General features: G+C 69.8%; 13 protein-coding genes. 7 read left to right on the top strand and 6 right to left on the bottom strand.

Annotated elements, in window-relative coordinates:
• Positions 1-5: 5 nt before the first annotated feature.
• The 6 genes from LR394_RS34045 to LR394_RS34070 all read right to left on the bottom strand — a co-directional run bounded on the left by LR394_RS34045 (position 6) and on the right by LR394_RS34070 (position 15,187).
• Positions 6-8,513, bottom strand: a complete 8,508-nt coding sequence (locus LR394_RS34045) for an IPT/TIG domain-containing protein (protein WP_231448749.1) — start codon at positions 8,511-8,513, stop codon at positions 6-8.
• Positions 8,514-8,765: 252 nt separating this feature from the next.
• Complete coding sequence (locus LR394_RS34050; protein WP_231448750.1) at positions 8,766-9,029, bottom strand: MafI family immunity protein; 264 nt, start codon at positions 9,027-9,029, stop codon at positions 8,766-8,768.
• Positions 9,026-13,537 (bottom strand): DUF6531 domain-containing protein, encoded by a 4,512-nt coding sequence (locus LR394_RS34055; RefSeq protein WP_231448751.1) that lies wholly within the window; start codon positions 13,535-13,537, stop codon positions 9,026-9,028. Before LR394_RS34055 ends, LR394_RS34050 begins: the two co-directional genes overlap by 4 nt.
• 28 nt (positions 13,538-13,565) lie before the next feature.
• Positions 13,566-14,153: a hypothetical protein gene (locus tag LR394_RS34060; RefSeq protein ID WP_231448752.1), complete on the bottom strand. Its 588-nt coding sequence runs from the start codon at positions 14,151-14,153 to the stop codon at positions 13,566-13,568.
• On the bottom strand, positions 14,150-14,452 hold the full coding sequence (locus LR394_RS34065; protein ID WP_231448753.1) for a hypothetical protein: 303 nt from the start codon (positions 14,450-14,452) through the stop codon (positions 14,150-14,152). Before LR394_RS34065 ends, LR394_RS34060 begins: the two co-directional genes overlap by 4 nt.
• A 123-nt stretch (positions 14,453-14,575) precedes the next feature.
• The gene (locus tag LR394_RS34070) at positions 14,576-15,187 is read right to left on the bottom strand and encodes a DUF6578 domain-containing protein (RefSeq protein ID WP_331283124.1); all 612 of its coding nucleotides are present in this window, start codon (positions 15,185-15,187) and stop codon (positions 14,576-14,578) included.
• 149 nt (positions 15,188-15,336) lie between these two features.
• Here LR394_RS34070 and LR394_RS34075 point away from each other — a divergent pair, with 149 nt between their 5' ends.
• Genes LR394_RS34075 through LR394_RS34105 form a run of 7 tightly spaced genes read left to right on the top strand, consistent with a single transcriptional unit; the run spans position 15,337 to position 21,239 of the window.
• Positions 15,337-17,379 carry an ATP-binding protein gene (locus tag LR394_RS34075; protein ID WP_231448755.1) on the top strand — a complete coding sequence of 681 codons (2,043 nt, stop codon included), beginning with the start codon at positions 15,337-15,339 and terminating at the stop codon, positions 17,377-17,379.
• A 4-nt stretch (positions 17,380-17,383) separates the two neighbouring features.
• Positions 17,384-18,208 (top strand): Pvc16 family protein, encoded by an 825-nt coding sequence (locus tag LR394_RS34080; RefSeq protein ID WP_231448756.1) that lies wholly within the window; start codon positions 17,384-17,386, stop codon positions 18,206-18,208.
• Positions 18,209-18,241: 33 nt separating this feature from the next.
• Complete coding sequence (locus LR394_RS34085; protein WP_231448757.1) at positions 18,242-19,381, top strand: phage tail sheath family protein; 1,140 nt, start codon at positions 18,242-18,244, stop codon at positions 19,379-19,381.
• Between the two features lie 25 nt (positions 19,382-19,406).
• Positions 19,407-19,847, top strand: a complete 441-nt coding sequence (locus LR394_RS34090; RefSeq protein WP_231448758.1) for a phage tail protein — start codon at positions 19,407-19,409, stop codon at positions 19,845-19,847.
• On the top strand, positions 19,844-20,218 hold the full coding sequence (locus LR394_RS34095; protein WP_231448759.1) for a hypothetical protein: 375 nt from the start codon (positions 19,844-19,846) through the stop codon (positions 20,216-20,218). Before LR394_RS34090 ends, LR394_RS34095 begins: the two co-directional genes overlap by 4 nt.
• Positions 20,215-20,376 carry a DUF6760 family protein gene (locus LR394_RS34100; RefSeq protein WP_231448760.1) on the top strand — a complete coding sequence of 54 codons (162 nt, stop codon included), beginning with the start codon at positions 20,215-20,217 and terminating at the stop codon, positions 20,374-20,376. Before LR394_RS34095 ends, LR394_RS34100 begins: the two co-directional genes overlap by 4 nt.
• The gene (locus LR394_RS34105) at positions 20,373-21,239 is read left to right on the top strand and encodes an eCIS core domain-containing protein (protein WP_231448761.1); all 867 of its coding nucleotides are present in this window, start codon (positions 20,373-20,375) and stop codon (positions 21,237-21,239) included. The genes LR394_RS34100 and LR394_RS34105 overlap by 4 nt, the downstream gene beginning before the upstream one ends.
• Positions 21,240-21,241: the final 2 nt, after the last annotated feature.

Consider the following 21,241-nt stretch of genomic DNA (forward strand, 5'->3'; position numbering starts at 1 on the left):
GTGCTCTACCTGCGGCGGGACCGGTTTCGCAGCCGGTCGACGCTGACCAGTCCGGAGCCGACCAGGATCAGGCCGAAGCCCAGCCCGATCAGCGGGACCAGGAAGTACGGCGTTCCGGTGAAGGCCAGGCCGTCGTTGCCGCCGCCGGAACCCGTCCCCGAACCGCTGCCGGATCCGTCGCCTTCGCCGGAGGAGTTGCCTCCCTCACCGCCGGTGCCAGTTCCGTTGTCGCCACCGGTGTCGTTGCCGCCCTCGCCGCCGGTCCCCGTGCCATCACCGTCGCCGCCGTTGTTGTTACCCCCCTCGCCGCCGGTGCCGGTGCCGTCGCCCGGCACGACGGTGACTTCCACGGTCTGGGTGGTGGACTGCCCGATCACGTCGGTGATGTCCATGGTGAACTCGTCCGAGCCCACCTCGTCCGGCGCGGTGTACAGGCAGGCCTGGCCCTTCGGCCCGACCACGACCGTGCCGCGACTGGGCGCGCTGCAGGCATCCACCACCAGGTCGGTGTAGTCCGGTCCCCGTGGCGCGATCACCGACGTGGTACCGGCCGGAACCTCGACCGGGAAAGCGACCGCCGAGGGCAGCGGGATGAACGTGAACGACTGCACGAAGGTCGTCGTGCCTGCCGCGTTCGTCACCGCGATGGTCACCAGACCGGCCGCGTGAGCCGGCGAGGTCACGGTCAGCGTCTCCGAGTAGGCAGCCCGGATCGTCGACGGCACCGCCTGCTGCAGCACAGATCCGCCGACATCCGGTCCCAGGGTCAGGTTCGTCCCCGGTATCCCGTCGAACGTCACCGTGGTCTGCTCGTCGAACCGGGCCCCGGTGATGGTCAGCGGTGTACCCCCGGCGACCGGCCCCACGTTCGGGCTCAGCGAGTCCACCCGCGGCAGCTCCGACAACGGCACGTAGGTGTAGGTGAGTTCGTCCGTGCTGGTGCCGTTCGCCGTGGTGACCCGGATGGTGACGGTGCCGTCCCCGTTCTCCGGCACTGTCACCGTGATCTCGGTGTCGCTGACAACCGTGTACAAGGCCGACTGTCCGCCGAAGGTCACTGCGCTGGCGCCGGTGAAGCCCAGGCCGTTCAGCGTCACCGTGTTGCCGCCCGCCGCCGGTCCGCGCCGGGGGTTGACCGAACTCAGCGCCGGTGCCGCGCCCGGTTCGACATACCGGAAACGGGTACTGGTGGTCGCAGCGCTGGTCCCAAGAGGGCCGGTCACCGTGACGTCTACCGTCCCGGCGGCGTGCGCCGGGCTGGTCACCGTCAGGGAGGTGTCGCTGTTGACCGTCGGGGTCGCAGTCGTACCCCCGAAGGAGACCGAGGTGGCGCCGGTCAGCCCGGTACCGGTGATGGTCACCTGAGTGCCACCGGCTATCGGGCCAACGGACGGGTCGATAGCGCTTACGTCCGGAGCCGCCAGGTACGTGAAGGTGGACGCCGGGGAGAGCCCGCCCGGTGTGGTCACCCGCACCGGCCGGTCACCGATCAGGCCCGCCGGGGTGACCGCCCGGATCGACGTGTCGCTGTCCACCGTGAACGAGGCCATGTCGTTCCCACCCACGGTGACCCGCGTAGCCCCGGTGAATCCGGTACCCGTGATCACGATCGCCGTACCGCCGGTGACAGCCCCCTGAGCCGGGCTGATCCCGCTGATCGCCGGGACCACCTGATAGCGGAAACGCGTGTTCGGTGTGACCGCCGAGGTTCCGCCCGGTCCGGTAACCGTGATGTCGACCAGACCCGCAGAGCCCGCCGGCACCGTGAGAGTGATCGTCCCGTCCGTGTTCACCACGAACGGCACCGACACCGTCCCGAAGCGAACGGTCGTAGCGTCCGCGAAGCCCGTACCGCTGATCGTCATGACGGTCCCGCCGGCGACCGGACCCGCCGTCGGGCTGATCCCACCTACCGAAGGCGCTGCCACGTAGGCGAAGTCGTTCGCCGTCCCGGCCCCCGAGGAGGTGCCGTTGGCCGTGGTCACCAGCACATTCACCACCTGGGCCGTGGCCGACGACGGCGAGATGACCGTCAGCCGGGTCGGGCTGATCACATTGACGCTGGTCCCCGGGGCGGAACCGAAGTCCACGGTGGTCGCTCCGGCCACGAAACCGGTGCCGTTCACCGTCACCGTCGTGGTCCCGCTCAGCGGCCCGGAGGCCGGAGTCACCCCGGTCACCGTCGGCGCCGGCAGGTACTGGAACGCGTTCGCCGACACCGCCTGAGACGTCCCGATGTCGTTGGTGACCCGGACGTTCACGGAACCCGTGCCACCAGGCGAGGTGGTCGTGATCTCGGTGTCACTGACGATCGAGAACGACGCTGTGTCCGGGCCGAACTTCACCCCGGTCGCGGTGGAGAACCCGGAACCCCGCACCACCACAGCCGTTCCACCGCTTTCTCGTCCCTGCGGCGGAGTGACGGACGTGACCGCCGGAAGGTCGGCGTAGGTGAAATTCACCCCCGGCGCGCTGCCCGAGCCATTGTTCAGCACCATCGCCACCGTGCCCGCGTTTCCGGCCGGGGTGGTGGCCACGACCTGTGTCGCACTGACGAACCGCACCGTCGCTGCCACGCCGTCGAACGTCACCGTCGTACCAGCAGTGAACCCGGTACCCGTAATCGTCACCTCGGTACCGCCGGCGAGCGCACCCCGGGTCGGGCTGATCCCTGTCACGGTCGGCGGACCGGCGTAGGTGAACTGCGCGTTCGTGTTGGTGGCCGAGGTGCCGTACGGGCCCTCGACGGTCACGTCGAACGTGCCCGGCATGCTCATACCAGGACTGGTCGCCGTTATCTGGGTGGCCGAGTCCACGGTGAAGCTCGTCGCGGGCACGGTGCCGAAGTTGACCTGCGTCGCCCCGGTGAATCCGCTACCCGTCAGCGTCACGCTGGTACCCCCACCCAGAACTCCGTCGTCCGGGGTAACTCCCCCGACAGACGGTGCCGCGACGTAGGTGAACGTGGCCGGGGCCGAGACCCCGCCCGCCGTGGTGTTCACCAGGACGCTCACGGGCCCGGCCGCGTGCGGCGGAGTCCGAACGGTGATCGAGGTCGGGCTACCCGTCGTGTTCAGGGCGGTCCCCGCCACGCCGTCGAACGTCACGCTGGTCACGTCGTAGAACTGCCCACCGGTGATGGTGACCAGGTCGCCGCCGGCGGTCTTCCCCGTGGTGGGAGCCAACGCGCTGATGGTCGGTGTTCCCACGTACCGGAAGTCGTCTCGCGTACCGGTCGTGGAGGAGACTCCCCCGTCGGTCGTCACCGAGACGTTGACGACGCCCGCAGCACCAGCCGGAGACGTCACCCGCACCTCAGTCGGGCTGATGAACTGGAAGCCGGTGGTGGCGGTGGTAGCACCGAACTTGACGACAGAGCCCGAGGTGAACCCGGTACCGCTGATCGTCACGGCGGTGCCCCCGGCGCTGGAACCCGAGTCGGGTGACACACCGGTCACCTCGGGCAGGTCCAGGTAGGTGAACTCAGCAGAGGACGATGCGGCTGAGTTCGCGTACACGCCCACCACGGTCACGGGGACGGTTCCGGCGCTCCCGGCCGGGGACGTCACCGTCATGGTGGTCGCGTTGACCACCTGCGGGTTGGCGCCCAGCACGTTGCCGAAGCGAACGCCTGTTGCATTAGTGAAATTCGTCCCGGTGATGGTGACGGGCGTACCCCCGGCGACCGGCCCGTCATCGGGAGAGACATTGCTGACGGTCGGCGCTCCGACGTACGTGTACTGGTTGGCCGCCGCGGCCGCAGATGTGCCCCCTACCAGGGTGGTCACCCGCACGTTCACCACGCCGCTGCCCGCCGGAACGGTGGCGGTGATCAGGGTGTCGCTCTGCCGCGTGAACGAAGTAGCTGCTGTGGCACCGAAATTGACGTTGAGGACGCCGATGAATCCGGTACCGGTAATGCTCACGGTCTGCCCGCCGGCCGCGTCACCGGCGGTCGGCGAGAGACCGGAGACCACCGGCGTGCCCACGTAGGTGAAGTCGTCCGCCGCTGTGTTCGGTGACGTACCCCCGGCTGTGGTGACCCGGACATCCACCGTGCCCAGTCCGGCCGGGGACGAGGTGACCGTGATGCTGGTCGGGCTGTTGTACGTCACGTCGGCCTGGCTGACCTGGGTAAGTCCGAAGGCCACTGTGCTGGTGGGGGTGAAACCCGCGCCGGTGATAGCCACCGTGGTCCCGCCAGTAGGCAGACCCGCGGCCGGGCTGATCCCCGTAACGGCCGGAGCCCCCAGGTAGGTGAAGACCGTTCCACTAGCGCTGGTTCCGCCGAGCGCCGTGGTCACGGTGACCGCCGCTGCCCCGGCACTGTTGGCCGGAGTGATGGCGGTGATCGTCGTGTCATTGACCACTACGTAACTCGTAGCGTTGGTGCCGCCGAACTTGACCGCAGACGCCCCGGTCGCGGTATTGAAGCCGCTGCCGGTGATCGTCACCGCGGTACCGCCCCCGAGCGGGCCGGTATTCGGCGTCACAGACGAGACCACCGGCTGCCCGATGAAGGTGAAGTCGTTGATCACCGGGACCGGAGTCGACGTTCCTCCCGGGGCGACCACGGTGACCGCCACGGTCCCCGGGGTACCGGTCGGCGCGAGCACGGTGAGGCTGCCGTCGTTGCTCACCGCCAGCGAAGTCCCGGACACCGAACCGAATTTCACGTCGGTCGCTCCGGTGAAACCGGTTCCGGTGAGAGTGACCGTGCGAGTGCCTCCCGTTGTCGCCAGCTGGTTCGGGTTCACGGTCAGGACGGTGGGAGCAGCCGCGTAGGTGTAGTTCTCGCTGTTGGAGATGTTCACGCCACCGGCCGAGACCGTCACCGGGACAGTGCCGATCACGCCAGGCGGCGCATTCAGCGTGATCTGGGTGTCCGAGTTCTTGGTGAACGAGGTGGTGCTGGTCAGCCCGAAGCTCACCGAGACGGCCTGGTTGAAGCCGGTGCCGGTCAGGACGACCTGATTGCCCCCGCCGGCCGGACCGCGGTTCGGGGACACAGCGGTCAGGGTCGGCGCTCCCAGATAGGTGAACTTCGTCGCAGCTGTTACCGCGCTCGATCCGCCGTTCGCGGTGGTGACGACGACATTCACGTCACCGGTGTCATGCAGCGGCACCACGGGGATCGTGATCGTGGTATCGGTCAACTGCGAGAACACCGCCGGAGTACCACCGAACGAGACGCCGGTGGTCCCACTGAACCCGGTCCCGGTGATGGTCACACTCGTAGCCGACGCCGCTGACCCGCTGGTCGGACTCAGCGACGTGATGGCCGGAGCCGCGACATACGTGAAGTCGTTCAGCGTGCCTAGGGCAGAGCTGGTTCCACCGATACCCACAACCGTGACGTCGGCCGCGCCGACCGTGCCGGCCGGGGACCGCACGGTCAGGGTCGAGTCGGTACTGATCGCGATGTTCGTGCCGGGCACCCCGTCGAAGAGCACCTGGGTTGCACCGGTGAAGCCGCTACCCGCCACTGTCACCGTGGTTCCGCCCGCCACCGGCCCCGTGCTGGGTGTCAGCAAGGTGACCGTGGGGGCATCCACGTATTGGTAGGGCTGGGTGCCCGAGGTTCCGTAGGCCACGCTGTTGACGCTCACCAGACGGAGCTGGGCACCCACGACAGCCGGTGCCGTCGCACGGATCTCGGTGTCCGAGACGACCGTGAACGTGGCCGGAGTGAGCAACCCGAAGTTGACGACGTTGACGTTCGTGAAGCCGGTACCGGTCAGCGTCACGGTGTTCCCGCCCGCAGTAGGACCGGAAGCCGGGGAGATCGACGTCAGAGTGGGCTGACCGACGTAGGTGTAGGTCGAGGCGGCCGTCGCCGCGCTGGTACCGCCGTTGGGCGTGGTGACGCTGACGTTGACCGGGCCGACCGCGTGCGCCGGCACTCCGACAATGGTGATCGTCGTGTCCGAGAGCACCAGCGGGATCACGCTGGTCTGGTCGAACTTGACCGACGTGGCGCCGGTGAAACCGGTACCGGTGATCGTTGCCCCCAGCCCGCCTGCGGCAGCGCCCTGGCTCGGGCTGATCCCGGTGATCACCGGGGCCGCGGTGTAGGTGAAGCGGTTGGCCCCGGAGGTGTTGACGGTCCCGCCCGGCGTCACCACGGTCACTACCGCTGGCCCAGCCGAACCGGCCGGGGTAACCGCCGTAATGCTCGTGCCCGGCCCGTTAACCGTGTAGCTCGCGGCGTCGGTACCGCCGAAACGCACCGCGGTGGCGCCGGTCAGATTGGTACCGGTGATGACGACGCTCGTACCCCCGGCGACCGGCCCCGCTGTCGGCGAAATACCGCTGACGGTGGGTGCAGCCGCGTACACGAAGTCGTCAGCCGAAGTGTTGGCAGACGTACCGGCGGGCGTCACTACCCTCACGTCCGCTGTTCCCGCAGTACCAGCCGGGGAAGTGGCCGTGATCTGGGTCGGGCTCACCACCGTCACGAAGCTGGCGCTGTTCGCCCCGAAGTTCACGGCCGTGGCTCCGGTGAAACCGGTACCGGTGATGGTCACGCTCGTCCCACCGCCGAGCGGCCCAGTAGCCGGGCTGACGCTGGACACGGTCGGCAGAGCGATGTACGTGAACTGGTCGGCCGCGCTGGCAGGACTGGTGCCGGCGGGGTTGGTGACGGTGACGTCGATCGTTCCCGCGCTGCCGGCCGGTGAGACCGCGGTGATGCTCGTGGTCGAGTTGACCGTGTAGCTCGTCGCGTTAGTGCCGCCGAACTTCACCGCGGCAGCACCGGACAGCCCGGCGAAACCGGTACCAGTGATGGTGACCGACGTACCCCCGGACACCGACCCGCTGGACGGGTTGACGTTCGTGACGGTGGGCGTACTGACGTAGGTGAAGTCGTCTGCTGTCGTGTTGGCCGACGTCCCACCGGGTGTGGTGACCGTGACGTCCACCGTGCCCGCGCTACCCGCAGGAGCAACCACCGTCAGGCTGGTCGCGGTATTCGCAGTGATAGAGGTGCCGTTGGTGTTGCCGAACTTGACCACCGACGCGTTGCTCAGCGCCGTACCGGTGATGGTGACGGTGGTACCCCCGCCGATCTGCCCTACCGAAGGGCTGATCGCCGTCACGGTCGGCACGGCCACGTAGGTGTACTGGTCCGCGCTGACCACATCGGACTGACCGCCGGTGGTCGTGACCCGAACGTCCACCTGGCCGGCCGTCTTCGCCGGGGCTACTGCGGTGATCTGGGTGGCGCTGTCGACGGAGAAACTGGTGGCCGCCGTGCCGCCGAACGTAACCGCGCTGGCGCCGCTCAGATTCGTCCCGGTGATCGTCACCGTCGTACCACCTGCGGTCGGCCCGCGGATCGGCGTGACCGCAGTGATCACCGGCTTGGGGACGTACTTGTAGTCGTCGCTGGCGGTGTTGGCCGAGGTGCCGGTCGGGTTGACCACCCGCACGTCGACCGTGCCGGTGCCCGCCGGAGCGACCGCCGTGATCTTGTTCAGGGCGTCGATCGTGTAGCTGGTGGCCGGGGTCGAGCCGAAGTTGACCGCGGTGGTGCCGAGGAACCCGGAGCCGTTGATCGTGACGCTGGTCGCGCCCGCCTCAGACCCCTGAGTCGGCGAAATGCTGGTGATCGCGGGCGTGGGCGGGACGCTCGTGCCGCACTCGCTGGTACCGATGTCCAGGTTGACCGCGGCCAGACCAGCCACGTTGATGACCACCCGGACCGCGATCACCTTCATCGAGTACTGCCCGGCACCCTGGTTGGCGGTGCTCTGGTAGTTGAGGATGATCGAGCCGGCCGTCACCGGAGCGCCGAGCACGTTGAGGGTGAGTGGGATGGTGTAGTTCGGCGTGATGGTGCCGCTGGGGATCGCTGCCCCCAGGTTCAGCCCACCGCCGAGCTGCAGACCGGTGACCGTGGACGTACCGGTGACACCGCTGCCGGTGGCCACACATTCCGAGTGCGTCGGGCCCAGCCTCACCAGGCCGCTCGCGACATTCAGGTTGGCCAGGTCGGCCGTGGCATTGGCCTTGTCATACAACGGATCGGCGGTGGCCGTGGTCTGGACCAGACCGGCCGAGGCCACACTGTTGACGGCCGCCCCCAGGCCGGTCAGGTCAGCCAGTTGAGCGCTCGGCGTGCCCGGGTACTGCGACTGGGCCACGCTCGCGATGTTGACGGTCGCGGCAGCCAGCAATGTCACGCTGCCGTTCAGCACGTTGGCGTTGGAGATCACCGTGCTACTGCTGGGGAAGGCCTCACCGGGCTGCGCACCCAGCGGCACCACAGCACCGGCGATCAGCAGGCCGGCCAGCCCGCGCGCCGTAGCACCGCGGAAAACCCGCTTCAGGCAAGGAGTTCGCGTAGCGACCGGGACGATCAGCCCACCGCAGAGAGCGTCATGGACATTCGTGCTGCCCTCGGCAGCGAGGTAGCCACCTCTGGTGCGCCCCTCGTCCTGCATCTGCGCACCGGCCGGGACAGCAACTTGCTCGGCGGCCGACGGAAGGGGAGCGTCTGAGGCGCCCACACCGTCCTGTGATTTTCTCGAAAGCGACCCCCGCAAGCTCTTCCAAGCTGCGACCAACTTCGCCGAAGGCCTGTTATCGCCGAGCCCCTGACCCCACACGCGCATGCGCCGAACTCCCCCAGAATCTCCACGTCGCCCGACGTGGCAGGGGTGACTCTAGGTAGATTCGTAATTACAGAGAGGTAATTAGGGTCGGTGTGTCGCGGGCCGGACGGATAGCCCTGGGACAGAAGGGGCGAAGTCCGACGCCCACTACCGCCGAGGGAACGGCTGGAGCATGTCGAAGCGGGCGAGGTCGCCGCCGCAGCGCTGCACCAGCGCAACCAGCCGGTCCCACTCCCCGGCCTCGAGCGTCCCGCCTGCCTCGGACAGCTCGTCCGCCATCACCTCGAGCGCCAGCAGCCATTCGTTGTGGTCGAGCCAGTCGAGGACGTCGGCCCGGGCTTCGGCGGGCAACCTCTCCCCCAGATCCTGTACGTAACTGCGGATCTCCGGGGCCGGGCTCTGACGCCTCATGGGACCAGTGGCCCCGTCGCCGGGCCGTTGTCGGGAAACGCGGTGCGCACCTTGCCGGTGTACGGCTCGTAGGCGATCCGCAGCCGCACGCCGTCCCGGACCTCCCAGGCCCGCCACACCGCTGGTTTACCCTTGCTGGTCAGTACCCCGCCGTTACCTTTCTCCACATGCCAGACAGTAGAGGGAGACGTGACGATGTCGCCTACGTTGTGCATGATCTGATCATCGCTCCAGGACAGGGGGTAGGACGTCTTGCCCGGCGCAGCCGGCCACCGGTGACTGCCGCCGCCGGCGTCGCCACCCAGAATGTGCTGGCGCGATTCACTGCTCAGCACATCGGAGTAGCAGCTCTGCAGCCCGAGCGGATCGGCCCAGAGATACGGATTGGGGACGTAGGCCCGGGCGTTCGGGGCAGCGGCCAGTCCCAGTGGGTCGGCTGAGAGGTACGCCCCGATCTGCGGGTCGTAGTAGCGATGGACGTTGTAGTCCAGTCCGGTCTCTTCGTCATGTTCCTGCCCAGGGAACTGCAGGGGGCAGTCTGCCGCTATGCCCTCGGGCCGGGCTCCCCAGACGCCGGCCTCCCGGCGCCAGCTGATCACGCCGTCCTCGTCCAGCAGTTCGGCCGGCGCCCCGGACAGATCCGTCACGATGGACCGGAAGCGCGCGTCGTACCAAGCCTGCTCGTCGATCGGACCGTGCGGCCCGGAGCGCTCCAGTTGGCTGAGGGGGCGCATCGTTCCCGGTTCCCAGTCCCACGTTCTGGTGGTTCTCACCCGTCCGTCGGTCTGGTCCTGCTCCCCCAGCAGAAAACCGTCCCAGCTGTACCGGACGGCCTGCAGCAACGTTTCGCCCCGGAACTGCTCCTTGCCCACCCGCCGGCCCAGCGCGTCGTACCGGTAACGCCACACGTCTCCGTCCGGGACCGACACCGCGACCAAACGGTCCAGCGCATCCCAGCGGTAGCGCCAGACCCGCGTCCCTCCGGACAACAACCTCTGCTGCCGGGAGATCACCCGTCCCTGACGGTCGTACTCATACCGCCAGGGGCCGGCCCGCCGGACCCGGCTGCCTTCGCGTTCCCAGGGGCCACCTGCCTCAGGGGTACTGACCAGCGCGCCGTCTGCGCTGTACGCAAACGCCCGCGAACCGCCGACACCACAGATCCGCTGCAGCGCGTCCAGATCGAAACTCGTTCTACCCCGCAGGAAGTCGTCGATCCGGGACAGACCGTTCGAGGACGTCCATCCGTAGCGACGCTCCTGCACCACCCGCTGCCCACCGACGATCCGCTGTCCGAACAACCGTCCTTCGGCGTCCCAGGCCTGATCGACCTGGGCCCCTGGCACGAGCCGGCTGACCTCCCGCCCCAGAGCGTCGTGGGCGAAGCGCTGCGTTCGTCCGGCACTGGTCAGAAGGCTGACTCGACCCGCCTGGTCGTACTCCCACGTGCTCACCGCACCGCTCGGGCTCCGGCGGCGCAGCAACTGCCCGGCCGCATCGTAGGTATAGCCGACCGCCCACCCGTCGATGCTTTCGGACGTCACCCGTCCGTTCGCGTCCCGGGTGTACTCCACGGCAGTAAAGGGGTCGGCGGCCCGCATCAGCCGGTTGAGGCGGTCGAACTCGAACACGGTGGTGACGTCGTCGCTCGAGCGCGAGGCCAGGTTGCCGAGCTCGTCGTAGCCGAACCCGGTGACCTGACCGGCGCCGTTCACCCGTTCCGTCAGCTGCCCGGCCGCGTCGTACCGGTAGCTCAGTACGCGCCCGTCGTAATCACGTTCGCGCACCAGACGCCCAGCCGGGTCGTACTCGTAGGTCCAGGTCAGCCCCTGAGCGTCGGTAACCGAGGTCAGCCGCAGTTCGGTGTCGTAGGTAAAGGCGACCTGCGCACCGAGAGCGTCGGTGCGCAGGGAGGGCAGATCGAAGGACGTGTACTCGATGCGGGTGCGTTGCCCGTCGGCCCCGGTGTACTCGGCGAAGTTGCCCTCCGCGTCGTACAGCCACTGCTCCCGATGTCCGTCTGCGGACGTCCGGCTCGCCAGCCGTCCCTCGATCGTCCAGGTGAACGCTGTGGCGCGGCCCAGGGCATCGGCGACCGTGACCGGTCGCCCACCGGCGTCCCGTTCGATCGTCGTGGTACTGCCCGCCGGATCGATCGCCGAGATCAGCAGGCCCGCCGCATCCGTCTCGAACGTGGTCACCCGGCCCACCGCGTCGGTGTTGCTGAGCATCGCTCCGCGCGAGTCGTACGTGAACCGCCGGACGGCGCCGGACGGATCCGCCGCAGCAACCAGATTGCCGGAGCTGTCGTACTGCCGACGCCAGCTCAGGCCGTCGGGCTGCAGCATCGCGAGCGGGCGGTGATCGGCGTCGTAGGTGAAGACGGTCTGCGCGCCGTCGGGCCGGGTGATCACCGTGAGGTCGTCGTTCTCGTCATGCCGGTACTGCGTGGTTCGGCCCAGCGGGTCGGTCTCGCTGGTCTTACGGTGGTAGCGGTCCCAGGTGTAGCCGGTGGCCTGCCCGAGCGGGTCGAGAACCCGTTCCACCTGGCCGTTCTCGTTGTAGTGGTACGCGGTTGCGGCGCCCAGCGAGTTGATCTCGACGGTGACCTGGTTGTCCGGGTCGTAGCGGATCTCGCCGTCCAGGCAGTGCGCCGATCCGGCGGTGCGCACGACTCGTCCCTTGGCGTCGTAGGTGTAGCGGTACCAGGTGCCGTTGCGGTCGGTCCAGCTGGTGATCCGATGCCCTTGGTCGTAGCCGAACTTCAGGGGCAGGCCGGAGGAATTGTAGACGTCGGTGAGTCGCCCCTGGTCGTCGTAGCGGTACCGGACCAGGGTGGCGTTCTCCAGTGCCGGGAGGCGGAACGCGGTGATCCGGCCCGCTTCGCAGTCGATCTCGACCCGGTAGCCGCCGGTGTGGGCCAGCTCTGCGAGCCAGCCGGTCTCGGGGTCGTAGCCGATGTCGATCCGGTTGCCGTTGCGATCGCTCACCGCGGCCAGGGGCAGGACCGCGGCGCCACTGTCCCCGGGTGGCGCGAACCAGAACGTGCGTCCGGTCTGCGGCTCGCGCACCAGGTAGTGCCCGTCGGCCCGGCGTTCCAGGCGCAGCCGGGGTCCTTCGTCCGGCAGCGCGCTCTCACCCGGGGCGATGGCCGGGTAGGAGAGCAGGACGGCCTCGGTGTAGGCGAAGCAGACGCCCCGCTCGTCGACCTCCAGTCGCTGATCCAGGAAGCTGCTCCAGGACGGGCCGAACCAGCGCCCGGCCCCGTAGGCCGAGGAGTAGGTGCGCTGCAGCACCAGGGGCAGCAGCGCCGGGAGCTCGAAATCGGTCGCCTGCATCACCATCTCGCCGGTGACCAGGTCGATCGGGTCGCGGCCGGTGAACCGGTCGGCGAACGCCTTGCTGAAGGCCTTCGGGTTGGACAGAGCACCCCGGATGCCACCGGCCTTGTTCAGCCCGTGCGGCACCGCGCTCACCACGTTGCGCAGCCCGGTCGCCGCGGTCCGGGCCATCGCTGCGCGCGCCCCGGCGGCCAGCACCTTGAACCCGCCCGGGGTGGTCAGGGCCTTGGCCATCGGCCCCAGGGCCCGGCCGACCTTGGTCAGGCTGACCACGCCGCGCCCGCCGGGGATCAGGCCCACCGCGTCCAGGGCCAATTGCCCCAGGCCGACCTCCCCTTTCGCGTACTTGACCGCACTGTCGGCGAACGCCACCGCTCCGGCCACCAGTGCGGCCGCCATCAGAGCCCAGCCGATCGGGCCCGAGATGAACAGGGCCACCACACCCGCGACCAGGGCGACCGCTCGGCACAGCGACACGAAGTCGTCCCACGAGCGGAACGGTGCCGAGACCGTGTCCCAGGCCTTCTCCAGCCAGGAGCGGTTCTTGATGCCGCTGTCGTCCAGAGCCGCGTCGATGCCTCGCACGCAGCGGTCCTCGGCGTCCGAGCGCAGGGCGGCGGCCTGGTCGGCGAGCGCCCGGGCGCGGTCGAGATCGTCGTCGGCCTGGCGGGCGCGGCGAGCGGTGAGGCGGATCTGCTCGCGGACCGACTCGTCGAGGTCGGTGGTGGAGGCCTCGATCGCCGACGGGCTCAGGGACAGGCCGCTGGCGGCCAGGTTCTGGTGTGACGGGGGCAGCAGAAGCCGTAGATCCCGCAGCGCCGAGCGGTAGCGGGCGTCGGCGTCCGTGCCGTCGGCCAGGGCGCGTCCGGCCTGCGTCTTCGCCCCGGCCAGGTCGTCGGCGAAGGTGTTCAGGGCCTGGCCGCAGCTTCGGTAGGCGATGGCCAGCTTGGACAGGTCCTCGGGCAGCTCGGACAGTGCCTCGATGTAGCCGGGGGCGTAGTCCCCTTCCATCTGAAGCTCGCTGCTGGAGGACGAGACCGATCGCAGTGTGCCGGTCTGCACGTCGATGCTCTCGGCCTGCCCGAGCAGCCGGCGGCCCAGCGAACGCGTGCGCTCGACGTCTCCCGGGGCTGGATCGCTGCGGTCCAGGACAGCCCAGTTACTCACGTGTTTCCCCCCACAGGAAAGGCTGCAGTCAGGTGGCGTCGTTCCAGGCCAGGGTCGAGCTGATCGCGTCGAACAGGTCCAGCCAGGACTCCTGCAGTTCGGTCTGGTGGCTGCTGAGCGTCAGGTTCAGGACGCCTCCGGCCGGGGCCGGGATCAGGGTCTGCATGAGCACGCAGTCGGCCTGGCGCTCGCCGAACGGGATGCTCTCCACCCCGCTGACCCGGGCAGCGGGTCCCGCCGCGAGTTCGACCGTTTCCACCCGCCGCCACTGCGAGCCGTCTTCCCGGGCGGTGATCTGCGCAGCGATGGCGGGCACCGTGTTGGCGGCCGGGTCGGGCGAGCCCTCGGTGTGAAAGACGGTCAGCATCGCGGTGAGCACGTCCTGTCCCCGTGGCTCGGTCATCGCCGCGCAGAGCACCGCCCCGTGCCGTTCGGCCTGTTCCGCCGCTTCCCGCAGGGCCTTGAGCAGGGCGGGCCGGTACCTCGCCAGCCGCTGGTCCTCGGCGATCCGCCGGTCGACCAGGCGGGCCAGGTCGCCGGTCCGGGTGGCCCGCCAGACGTCGAACTCGTACCAGCTCGGCGGCACTCGCACGGTGAAGGCCGGTGTGGTGCTCACGAGGTGGCCGGCGCTTCGACCTCGATGGCCTCGGCCAGGCCGCGGTCCAGTCCGCCGGCCCCTTCGGCCAGGCCGGTCAGCAGCCCGGCGGCGCGCTCCAGGGACTCGTCGAGCCGCTTACGCAGGTCGGACGAGGAGTCCACGAAGTTGCCGAGCGCCTGCTGGATCCGTGGTGATCCGGTCGCGGCCCCCTCACCGGCGAAGATGGCGTCCAGGCCGTTGAAGGTGGAGCGCACATCCGCCACCCGTCGGGCCGTGTCACCGGCCGCCTGCACGTTCGCACGGAACATCTCAGCCATACGGCAGATCCCCCTCCCCTGGGTCCGGCGCAGACCGCTCATGCTGGCACCGATCGGGAGGCTGGTCGGGGTGTTACCGGCAAAGAGAGACTTTCGGGCAATCGGCGATGCCCGTCCCAGCGCTCACTCGGTGCGTGAGCCGTTGCGCACCTGACGAGCGGCTGCGGCCAGGCCACGCAGCGGGCGCAGCAGCGCCCCGGCGTTCAGCCGCGCAGCTGTGGCCGGTTTCTCCAGGGCAGGGCCGGCGGGTTGCGGGTAGGGCTCGTAGTCCACGGCGTCGAACCCGATGATCCACCCCACCAGCGAGCGCCCGTCCGAGGCCAGCGGATAGGCCGCTGCCACGTCCGGCACGCTGCAGACCAGTCCACTGCCCGGCACCCGCACCCGCGCGATGTCGTCCATCAGTTCCATCGAGCACGTCACCCCGTCGATGCTCGCGACCGTCCCGGCCAGCACCCCGGAGGCGCACACCTCGTGGTGGTCCTCGCGGTAGCGCACCCGCCGGGCCCAGCCGAGGTCGAGCACCTCGAGCAGTTCCTCCGAACCGCTCTCTTCCTCCAGCCCGACCGGCCAGCGCACCTGCGCCCCGACACCGAAAGAATCGCCGCAGCACTCCAGCTGCCAACGGCTCATCCACACATACGCCCGCATCAGGCCATCTTTGCCGACGAACGGGGGCCGATCCCAACCGGGTGGGTCGAGCACCCCACTTACCGAACGGCGCTCAGGAAACATTCGGCCCAGGCTTCCCTTTGGGGCGGCTACTCACCGTGGCGGCGTTGACACGGCCGAAGCGGCGGACCTACTTTCCTTTCGCAGGAGTGCACCGCCCGTTCCGGGCCGGGCGCACCAGGTCATGGTCGATCAGCAGCCGGGGGCGGCCGATGTCGGACTCGTACTCCGCAGCAGGGCTTCTCACGGCTGCCGGCGACACGCTGCCGGTCTTCGAGCGCCTGGATCTGCTGCTGGCCCAGTCGGTCGAGCAGGCCCGCAACCGTTTTGGGGCGGAGGTGGCCCGCGACGCGTTTCGTGGGCTCTACCTGAACGGCGAGGAGATGGCCGCGGCCCTGGAACGGCCGGCCGGCACCCCTCTGCGCCCTTCGCATGCCTTTCCGCTGCCGACCTGGGACCAGCTGGCCCGCAACGGTTCTGGGTGGGCCTGGCTGCGCGGGAGGCAAGGGCTGAGCGAGGCCGAGCTGGATGTCGTGCTGATCGCCCTGGCCCCTGAGGTGGATCTGCGGTACGAGCGGCTGTACGGGTACCTGCAGGACGATGTGAATCGCCGTCGGCCCAGCGTGGACCTGGCCCTCGACCTGATCTGCCGGACGCCGGCGGAGAAGCTGCAGGCCCGCGACATCTTCAGCAGCGCGGCGCCGTTGCGCGAACGGCTGCTGCTGCGCCTGGAAGCCGGCGACGCGCCGCTGCTGGCCCGTCCCCTGCGGCTGGACCCCCAGGTGGTGCACCTGCTCCTGAACGGCCGCCCCGGCCTGGACGAGGAACTGGCCCCTTACTGCCGGTACACCCTTCCCGATCGGCTGCCCGAAGAGGCGCTGAAAGTCCTGGATTCCCGGACCGCTCAGCGACGGCACCTGGTGGTCCGCTGCACCGATGCGGCAGCGGTGGCCGGCCACCTGGGCAAGACCCTACTGACCCTGGAGGCCGACCGCCTTCCCACCGATGACGACATCGCCGTAGCCCGGGCCTTCCGGGAGGCGGAACTGGGCGCAAGCGTCCTGCACATCGAGTCTCCGGCCGCGCTCGGTGCTGGTTCACGCGGCGAGGCGGCACTGGTCCGTGGGTTGTCCGAGCGCTCGGGCGTCACGGTCCTCACCGGTTCCCCGGGCTGGTCTCCTCCCGGGCCGCTCGGTGTGCTCGAGGTGGCCGGCCCCGGTCCCGATCGGGCCGCCCGGCGCGCGGCCTGGGCCGGCGGACTGGAACAGGCCGGGCATCCCCAGGCGGCGCGACTGAGCCGGGAACTGGCCGACCGCTTCTCCTTCGGCCCGGACCGGATCGCCGCCGCCGTGGCCGATGCGGTGATCGCGGCCGGGCCCGAGGCCGTTCCCGACGACCGCCTGGTGTTCGCCCGGGCCCGGCGGCAGACCGGTCAGCGTCTGGCCGGTCTGGCCCGGCACATCGAACCCGGCCGCACCCGGACCGATCTCGTGCTGCCGGCCAGCACCACGCAGCAGCTGGAACAGCTCACCTCGTGGGTCCGGCTGCGGGTGGACGTGTTCGAGAGCTGGGGGTACGGCCGTCGTCTCGGGCGCGGGCGCGGGGTGAGTGCGCTGTTCACCGGCCCGCCGGGCACCGGCAAGACCACCGCGGCCGAGGTACTGGCCGCCGAACTCGGCGTCGACCTGTACGCGGTGGACCTGTCGGCGGTGGTCAGCAAGTACATCGGGGAGACCGAGAAGAACCTGGAGCAAATCTTCACGGCCGCCGCCGAGGCCGATGCCGTGCTGCTGTTCGACGAGGCCGACGCCCTCTTCGGCAAGCGCGCCCAGGTGCAGGACGCGCACGACCGGTACGCCAACATCGAGACGTCGTACCTGCTGCAGCGGATGGAGCACTACGACGGCATCGCGATCCTGGCCACCAACCTGCGCGAGCACCTGGACGAGGCGTTCACCCGGCGGCTGCGGTTCGTGATCGACTTCCCGTTCCCGGACGAGCACCTGCGGGCCGGGATCTGGAAGGTCAGCTTCCCGGACGAGGTCCCGATCGACCCGGCCCTCGACCTGCCGGCCCTGGGCATCTACCGGCTGTCCGGGGCCGAGATCGCCTCGGCCGCCCTGCACGCCTCCTTCCTGGCCGCCGCCCGCGGTACCCCGGTGGACACCGCGGCCGTGTCGTCGGCGATCTGGTACGAGTTCCACAAGGCCGGGCGGATCGGCCCGGCCAACCTGCCCGCGGCGGAAGGCCGGTGACGGCATGTTCGACGACCTGGACGCCTCCCTGGCCGCCCTGCTGTCCGACCCGGCCGCCCCGCCCGAATTGCGTTCTGCCAGCTTGGCCTTCGAGACGCCCGGCCGCGACTACCGCCCGGGCCAGCCCACCCTGAACCTGTTCCTGCACGACGTCAGCGAGAACCGGGCGCTGCGGGATCCGGCCCGCCTGCCGGCCGGCGCCGGCGAAGCCTGGAGTCTGCGGATGCCGGACCTGCGGATGGAGTGCACCTACCTGCTCACCGCCTGGTCACCCGGCAACGGCGCCCAGCAGGCGGCCCAGGAACACCGGCTGATCGGCCTGGCCCTGCGGTGGCTGGGCCGGTTCGCGGTGCTGGAGGAGAAGTTCCTGCGCGGATCCCTGGCCGAGCCGGCCCAGCCCTACCCGCTGCCGATCGTGCTGGCCGGGGCCCAGGAAGGCCGCTCCAACGCCGAGTTCTGGAACGCGCTGGGCATCGCCCCGCGCGTAGCACTCTCCCTGAGCGTGACCGTCGGGGTCAGCCCGTTCGACGAGATCGAGGTGCTGCCCGCGGTGCAGCACGTGCACCTGCGCCCGACTTCCCTGACGCATCCGGAACTTTCCGGGCAGGTGCTCGACGCCGACCTGACCCCCGTAGCAGATGCGGCGGTGACCCTGACGCCGGGCGGCGAGACTGCATCAACGGGCAAGGACGGTGGATTCACCCTGCCGGGAGTGGCTTTCGGCGAGTACACACTGAAGGTGCAGGCTGGCACCGCACCGGCCGCGCAGTTCACGATCTCGTACCGGCGCCGGCACCAGACCGTCACCGCCGTGCTCAGCCCCACCTGATCAACCCCGTCCGAAACAGCCGAGGGAGGACGCATGGTCGACTACGCAACCGTCGCGCCGGGCATTCACCTGGAAGAGATCACCCCGGCCGGGCCGATCGCCGGGGCGGGCACCGGCGCCGCCGCGCTGATCGGGGTCCCGGCCCGGCCGCCGACCGGTACCAGCACCGATCCGGTGCCGCTGACCAGCTGGAACGCCTACAAGGACCAGTTCGGCGAGTACAGCTCGGGGGCGCTGCTGCCCTACGCGGTCCGCGGATTCTTCGACAACGGCGGGGCCCTGGCCTACGTCGTGCCGGTCAAGAAGCTGGACGCGGAAGGCATGGACGCGGCGGTGGACGCGCTGAGCCGGGTACCGGAGGTGAGCATCGTCTGCGCGCCCGGCCTGACCGACCCGGCCCTGGCCAAGGACCGGGTGATCGCGCACTGCGAGAAGATGGGCGACCGGTTCGCCGTCCTCGACGCCGCCCAGGACAGCAACCCGCTCAAGGCCGACGGCCCCCTGCAGACCCAGCGGTCAGGCCTGGTCTCGGCCAGCGGTTTCGCCGCCCTGTACTACCCCTGGATCCGGGTCACGGACCCGTCCGCCGCCGGGGCCAAGCCCCTGCCGGTCCCGCCCTCGGGGCACATCGCGGGCATCATGGCCCGCTGCGACGCGACGGTCGGGGTGCATCGCGCCCCGGCGAACGAGTACCTGCGCGGCGCGATCGGCCTGGACCACGTGCTCAACGACGTGGAGCAGGGCGCCCTGAACGCCAAGAACATCAACGCCCTGCGGATCTTCCCGGGCAACAGCGTCCCGGTGGTCTGGGGTGCCCGCACCCTCTCCGAGCAGACGCCGTGGCGCTACGTCAACGTCCGCCGCCTGGTCTCCTACGTCGAGGACTCGCTGCGACAAGGCCTGCGCTGGGCCGTTTTCCAGCCCAACACCCCCGGCCTGTGGAAGAGCCTGGAACGTTCGGTGGCCGAGTTCCTCACCCGGGTGTGGGAGTCCGGTGGGCTGTTCGGGCGTACCGCCGCCGAGGCCTTCTACGTAACCGTGGACGAGAGCGTCAACCCGCCCGGCGCCCGCGAGCGCGGTGAGGTGTACATCGAGATCGGCCTGGCCGTCACCCGCCCGGCCGAGCACGTGGTGCTGCGCATCGGCCTGTGGGACGGCGGCCAGAACCAGTAGATCCGGGTCAGGACTGGAGGTCAGGATGGCTCAGACCGGAGTACGGGTCGACCCGTACCGTAGTTTCAACTTCCTCGTCGAGCTGGACGGGATCGCGCATGCCTCGTTCAGCGAGTGCTCCGGGCTGGGCTCGAGCACCGAGGTGATCGAGAGCCGGGAGGGTGGGGACAACACCGTCACCCGCAAACTGCCGGGCAAGACGTCGTTCACCGACATCTCGCTGAAGTGGGGATCCACCAGTTCCACCGAGCTGTGGCAGTGGCGGCAGGCGATCGTGGACGGTGACGTACAGCGCAAGAACGGCTCGATCGTGGTGTACGACCTGAGCAACCGGGCCGAGGTGGCGCGGTGGAACTTCCACCGGGCCTGGCCGACCCGCTGGGAGGGCTCGGCGCTGAACGCGCGGGGCGCCGATCTCCTGGTGGAGACGCTGGTGCTGGCGCACGAGGGCCTGGTCCGGGCATGAGTGCCCAGCCGCTGGTCACCGAGGTTCCGTTCGAGCTGCCCAAGGGGTACGTGGACGGCACCGGGACGCTGCACCGGTCGGGGACGATGCGGCTGGCCACGGCGGCCGACGAGATCTACCCGCTGCGCGATCCGCGGGTGCAGAACTGGCCGGCCTACCTGGTGGTGCTGCTGCTGGCCCGGGTGGTGACCCGGCTGGGCACGCTGTCCGAGGTGAATCCGGGGGTGGTGGAGGGGTTGTTCTCGGCGGACCTGGCGCATCTGCAGGACCTGTACAACCGGATCAACGGCCTGAGCCCGCGGTCGGTGAGCACCTCCTGCCCCGGGTGCGGGTGTGTGCACGAGGTGGAGGTGCCGCTGCTGGGGGGATGACCGGCTACCCCCTGGAACGGGTCCACCAGGAGGCAGCCTTTCTCGGACGGCACGTCCACTGGACCCTCACCGAGGTGCTGATGCTCGACCACGCCGAACGAGCCCGGTGGGTGCGGGAGGTCGCTGAACAGATGGAGCGGGGAGGGGAGGGTCCGTGAATACCGATGAGGGACGTCCGCCGACCCTGGGCGAGCAGCTCACCTCCGAGGGGGAGCGGCTTCGGTCCCGGCACCTGCCCGCGTTCGCCTGGGCCACCGCGTTCGCTCCGGTCCACGAGCGGATGGCCGGGCTGAGTGTCTCCTGGGCGGAGCGCTTCGCGCGGACCGAGAGCGGCGCCGCTCCCCCACCGGTGCCCCATCGGCCCGGACGGCTCCCCGATCAGGTGAGCACCCCGTCCGTTGCTCTTACCCCCGCCCCTGACGCGCACCTAGCCCCAGAAGTACGGCCCTTACCCACGGACGTCCGCCATCGTTTGCGTGAGGTGGCCGGACCAGGGGCCGAGAAGATGGAGGTGCGCACCGGCCCGTCCGCCGATGCCCTGACCCGCACCCACCACGCGGACGCGGTCACCGTCGGCACCACCGTGCATGTGCGCGACGGGCAGTTCCGGCCCACCACCCGCAGCGGATTTGCCCTGCTCGCCCACGAAGCCCACCACGTCACCGCGCTCCTGCAGCCCCACCGGACCAGCGCCCACGCGGAAGAGACCCAGGCCCGGCGCATCGAGCATCAGGCGGCCACCCATCCTCTGGGACCCAGCGCCATCGTCCCCACCCGCCGGCAGCCGCAGCCCCGGCCGAATCGTTCTACCCCCACGACAACAGCCCTCACGAGAACAGCCCCCGCGACAACCGGCCCCACGACGGCGGCCCCCGAGCCCAGGACCCAGCAAATCAAAGCCGCCGACGTGGACCGCGAACTGCCTACCCCGGCGGCCGGCCCGGACCTGGAGGCCCTGCGCCGGGGTCTGGTCGAGGACGTGATGCGGCGTCTGCGCACCGATTTCGAACGGGGGGCCTGAGC

It is taken from the genome of Kineosporia babensis (assembly GCF_021129305.1).
Classification (GTDB): domain Bacteria; phylum Actinomycetota; class Actinomycetes; order Actinomycetales; family Kineosporiaceae; genus Kineosporia; species Kineosporia babensis.

What these genes read in the sequence shown, in the direction of transcription:
- LR394_RS34100 (WP_231448760.1), top strand. Translation starts at nt 20,215, where the DNA reads ATGACCGGCTACCCCCTGGAACGGGTCCACCAGGAGGCAGCCTTTCTC.
- LR394_RS34075 (WP_231448755.1), top strand. Translation starts at nt 15,337, where the DNA reads ATGTCGGACTCGTACTCCGCAGCAGGGCTTCTCACGGCTGCCGGCGAC.
- LR394_RS34065 (WP_231448753.1), bottom strand. Translation starts at nt 14,452, where the DNA reads ATGGCTGAGATGTTCCGTGCGAACGTGCAGGCGGCCGGTGACACGGCC.
- LR394_RS34050 (WP_231448750.1), bottom strand. Translation starts at nt 9,029, where the DNA reads ATGAGGCGTCAGAGCCCGGCCCCGGAGATCCGCAGTTACGTACAGGAT.
- LR394_RS34070 (WP_331283124.1), bottom strand. Translation starts at nt 15,187, where the DNA reads ATGTTTCCTGAGCGCCGTTCGGTAAGTGGGGTGCTCGACCCACCCGGT.
- LR394_RS34090 (WP_231448758.1), top strand. Translation starts at nt 19,407, where the DNA reads ATGGCTCAGACCGGAGTACGGGTCGACCCGTACCGTAGTTTCAACTTC.
- LR394_RS34085 (WP_231448757.1), top strand. Translation starts at nt 18,242, where the DNA reads ATGGTCGACTACGCAACCGTCGCGCCGGGCATTCACCTGGAAGAGATC.
- LR394_RS34095 (WP_231448759.1), top strand. Translation starts at nt 19,844, where the DNA reads ATGAGTGCCCAGCCGCTGGTCACCGAGGTTCCGTTCGAGCTGCCCAAG.
- LR394_RS34080 (WP_231448756.1), top strand. Translation starts at nt 17,384, where the DNA reads ATGTTCGACGACCTGGACGCCTCCCTGGCCGCCCTGCTGTCCGACCCG.